A 4,096-nucleotide genomic window follows, 5' to 3' on the forward strand; every position below is an offset into this window, starting at 1 on the left:
CCTCGACGACCTCGTGGGCCGGATCCGGGACGCCGGGGGACGGGCCACCGCCCGACCGGTCGACGTGACCAACGCCGACTCGGTCGCCGGGTTCGTGGCCGCCGCCGGCGAGGCGTACGGCCCACCCGAGGTCCTCGTCTCCAGTGCCGGCAGCCTGAAGATGGCCCGCGTGTGGGAGATGGACCCCGAGGACTTCGCCGCCCAGATCGACATCCACCTACTCGCCGTGCAGCGACTCCTCCACGCCGTGGTCCCCGGGATGGTCGACCGCCGTCGGGGAGACGTGGTCCTCATCGGATCCGATGTGGCCTACACCGCCCGGCCCCGCTCCGGCGCGTACGTCGCGGCCAAAGCCGGCCTGGAGACGATGGCCCACCAGGCCCGCAAGGAACTCGAGGGTACGGGGATCCGCCTCGGGGTGGTCCGCCCCGGGCCGGTGATGACCGAGATGGGCACCGAGTTCGATGCGGAGACCACGGAGTCGGTCATCAACGACTGGGTCAAGCACGGCTTCGGTCGTCACCCGCGCATGTGCAAACCGGCCGACCTCGCCCGGGGGGTCGCCGCCATGGTGGCGATGCCCCGCGGCGCCCAGATCACCGAGCTGGAGATCCAGCCGGAGGCCCCAATCGAGGAGGATTACTCGTGACCAGTACCGACGGCTCCACCGACACGCCCACCGACACCTCCACCCTCACCGAACCGCGGCGGGTCTCCGGCGGCGGGGGCGAGCTGGGGCACATGGACGAACTCCGTACCGACCCGATCGGCCTGTTCTGGCGGGTGCGCGAGGAGTGCGGCGACCTCGGCGTGTTCAAGATCGTCGACCGCGACATCTGCCTGGCCTCCGGGGCGGCCGCCAACGAGGCCTTCTTCCGCGCCCCGGACGAGTCCCTCGACCAGGCCGCCGCCTACCCGTTCATGACGCCGGTGTTCGGGGAGGGCGTCGTGTTCGACGCCAGTCCCGAGCGTCGCTCGGAGATGCTGCACAACACGGCGCTGCGCGGCGAGCACATGCGCCAGCACGCCGTCACCATCCCCCACGAGGTGCAGCGGATGGTGGGCGAGTGGGGCGACGAGGGCGAGATCGACCTGCTGGAGTGGTTCTCCGAACTCACCATCTACACCTCCTCGGCGTGCCTGATCGGTCCGAAGTTCCGGGAGCAGCTCGACGCGCGGTTCGCGCACCTGTATCACGACCTCGAGCAGGGCACCGACCCCCACGCGTACATCGACGCCTACGCCGACATCCCCGCGTTCCGCAAGCGGGACGCGGCCCGGGCCGGACTGGTGGAGCTCGTGTCCGCGATCATGGAGGAGCGGGTCGCCAACCCTCCGGCGGACAAGGAGGACCGGGACCTGCTCGACGTCCTGGTGTCCGTCAAGAACGACGACGGCACGTACCGCTTCACCCCGGACGAGGTCACCGGCATCTTCATCTCCATGATGTTCGCCGGGCATCACACCACCTCCGGCACCAGTGCGTGGATGCTCATCGAGCTGCTCAGGCACCCGGACTACCTCGCGGAGGTGGTCGCCGAACTCGACGAGGTCTACTCGGACGGCGCCGAGTACAGCTTCGGGGCGCTACGTCAGATGCCCAAGGTCGAGAACGCCCTCAAAGAGACGCTGCGTCTTCACCCGCCCCTCATCATCCTCATGCGGGTGGCGCAGGAGGACGTCCGGATCGGCGACCACGTCGTCCGTGCCGGGCAGACCGTCGCGGCCTCCCCGGCGGTCTCCAACCGGCTCCCCGAGGATTTCCCGGACCCCGACAGGTTCGACCCGGAGCGCTACTCCGAGCCGCGACAGGAGGACATCGTCAACCGGTGGACCTGGATCCCCTTCGGCGCCGGACGACACCGCTGCGTGGGGGCGGCGTTCGCCCAGCTCCAGATCAAGGCCATCTTCTCGATCCTGCTGCGGGAGTTCGAGTTCGAGCTCGCGCAACCGCCGGAGAGCTACCACAACGACCACTCCAAGATGGTCGTCCAGCTGGCCCAGCCGTGCACCGTCCGCTACCGGAGGAGGCGGCGCCGGTGACCGCACAGCAGCCGATGCGTGTGGAAGTGGACTTCGACCTGTGCCAGGGGCACGCGGAGTGCCAGGCCGAGGCCCCCGACTGGTTCACGGTGGGCAAGGGCGCGGAGGCCAAGGTGCGCGCCAAGCGGGGCGATATCCCCGACGACCAGCTGGCGGAAGTCAAGGCCGCCGTCAAGTACTGCCCGACTCAGGCACTCCGCCTCGTCGGGACCCGGACCCCCAGGAGTGAGTGACGTGACCCGATACGACCGCGCCGAGATCGCCGAGTTCGTGGAGCGATGGATCGAGGCCAACGCCGAGTGCGAGCGCAACAAGGACTGGACCCCGCTCGCCGAGTTCTACGCCGAGGACGCCACCTACGGCTGGAACTACGGCACGAAGGACGACTTCATGGCCGTCGGCCGGGACGAGATCCGTGACGTCGCGCTGGGTCAGGAGATGGCCGGGCTCGACGGCTGGGAGTACCCCTACATCCGCACCATCATCGATCCCGAGACCGGTGACGTGCTGTGCCTGTGGAAGCAGATCGCCCGCGACACCGTCGACCCGAGGACGGGCGCGCCCTACGAGGTCCACGGTCTCGGCGGGTCGTGGTTCCTCTACAACGGCGAGCAGCAGTGGAAGTGGCAGCGGGACTTCTTCGACTTCGGCAACGTGGTGGACCTGTTCATGCGGATGTACGAGGCCGACGCGCTCACCGATTCGATGAAGGCCCGGTTCGAAGCGGGCGGCGACAAGCCTGCCGGGTGGTACCGCATCGAGGACAGCCCGGCCCCGTTGTGGCCGGTGTCCACGCCGGACGAGGTCTGAGTCCGATGACCACGCGCGACCCGGTCGTCAGACGCGACCCTCTGGAATCGCTCGATCACGCGACCCTCGCACGGCTACTCCCCGATCTGCTGCTGATCGGCCAGCTCATCGACCGGGCGGGGATGCCGGCCCTCCTGGGTGAGTTCGGTGTGGACGGGATGCGGGACGTCGCGATCGAGGAGTGGCAGGCCGCGAGCCCGCACTACACCCGTCGGATGAAGGAGGCGTTGTCCATCACGGGCGACGGCGTCGCGGAGATCTTCAAGGGTTTCCAGCTGGACGTGGGGGCGCCGCCGGAGTTCATGGACTTCCGCTACGGGATCACCGACCACGATCACGGGGAATTCTGGCTCGACCACTGTGGCGCACTGATGGATGTCGAACCGATGGGGGACCGGCTCGTCACCACGATGTGTCACGACATCGAGGACCCCACCTTCCCGGCCACCGCGCTCGCCACCAACCCGCGGGCCGTCGTGGAACCGGTCCACCGGCCACCACGCAGCCCGGAGGGCCGGACGCCGCACTGCCACTGGATCGTTCGGATCGACCCGGACGCGGAGCCGGCGGCGTGGCCCGAGCCGGCGGTCGAGTCCGCGAGCAGTCGGGTGGTCGACTTCTCGTTCGAGCCGCCGGCACCGGAGGACACGACCGGTCAGGGCCCCCGCGACGACTACGCCGGCCCGCTGTTGACGGATCTGAGCTTCCCCGAGTTCACCTCGGCCGCACTCGTCCGCATGACGCGCGAGGTGTACCTGCAGATGCACCTGCTGGCGGTGGGCTTTCACCAGTCGGTCCGCCGTCGGTCGGACGCCGAGACCGCGGACCGGTTGCTGGCCTATCAGGCGACCGGCATCGCGGGGGTCGCCGCGGGCCGGATCCGCGACGTGCTCGGCGGTGGTCTCGGCGCCGACGGGGACGCGCACGGGTTGGCGGCGGTGTTCGACCTCCACCCCCTGGCCGGCCCGACCGCGTACACGGGGTACTCGTCGTCGGTCTCCGGGGACGGGCGGAGTGTCACGGTCTCCTGGGACACCGCGGCGGACGCGTTCGCCGACGACACCTGGATGCCCCTGCTGGCCCGGGAGGGGCTGCGGCCCCTCGCCGCGGCGGCCCAGGCGGTCGACCCGCACTGGACGGTCGAGCGCGTGCCCTCGGACGGCTCTCGTGTCGCGGCGGTCCTCCGGTTCGGCGACGAACCCGCCACGGAGCCGGAGGAGGTCGCGGTCACGCGGATCAGTAC

At 69.9% G+C, this 4,096-nt stretch carries 5 protein-coding genes; all 5 read left to right on the forward strand.

Annotation, left to right across the window (positions count from 1 at the left end; all coding sequences use genetic code 11):
• Positions 1 to 649: SDR family oxidoreductase (locus tag IY392_RS15710; RefSeq protein WP_194861712.1), on the forward strand; the 649-nt coding region annotated here is incomplete at its 5' end.
• Positions 650 to 741: 92 nt separating this feature from the next.
• Entirely contained in the window at positions 742 to 2,043 is a 1,302-nt protein-coding gene (locus IY392_RS15715; RefSeq protein ID WP_194861714.1) for a cytochrome P450, read from the forward strand.
• A 14-nt stretch (positions 2,044 to 2,057) separates the two neighbouring features.
• A complete protein-coding gene (locus tag IY392_RS15720; protein ID WP_182613074.1) occupies positions 2,058 to 2,276 on the forward strand; it encodes a ferredoxin in 219 nt (72 codons plus the stop codon).
• Between the two features lies 1 nt (position 2,277).
• Complete coding sequence (locus IY392_RS15725) at positions 2,278 to 2,853, forward strand: hypothetical protein (RefSeq protein ID WP_107757083.1); 576 nt, start codon at positions 2,278 to 2,280, stop codon at positions 2,851 to 2,853.
• Positions 2,854 to 2,858: 5 nt separating this feature from the next.
• Positions 2,859 to 4,096 (forward strand): hypothetical protein (locus IY392_RS15730; RefSeq protein WP_194861713.1); only part of this gene is annotated, 1,238 nt, incomplete at its 3' end.

The sequence above is a fragment of the Dietzia sp. SYD-A1 genome (genome assembly GCF_015356725.1).
Lineage (GTDB): Bacteria > Actinomycetota > Actinomycetes > Mycobacteriales > Mycobacteriaceae > Dietzia.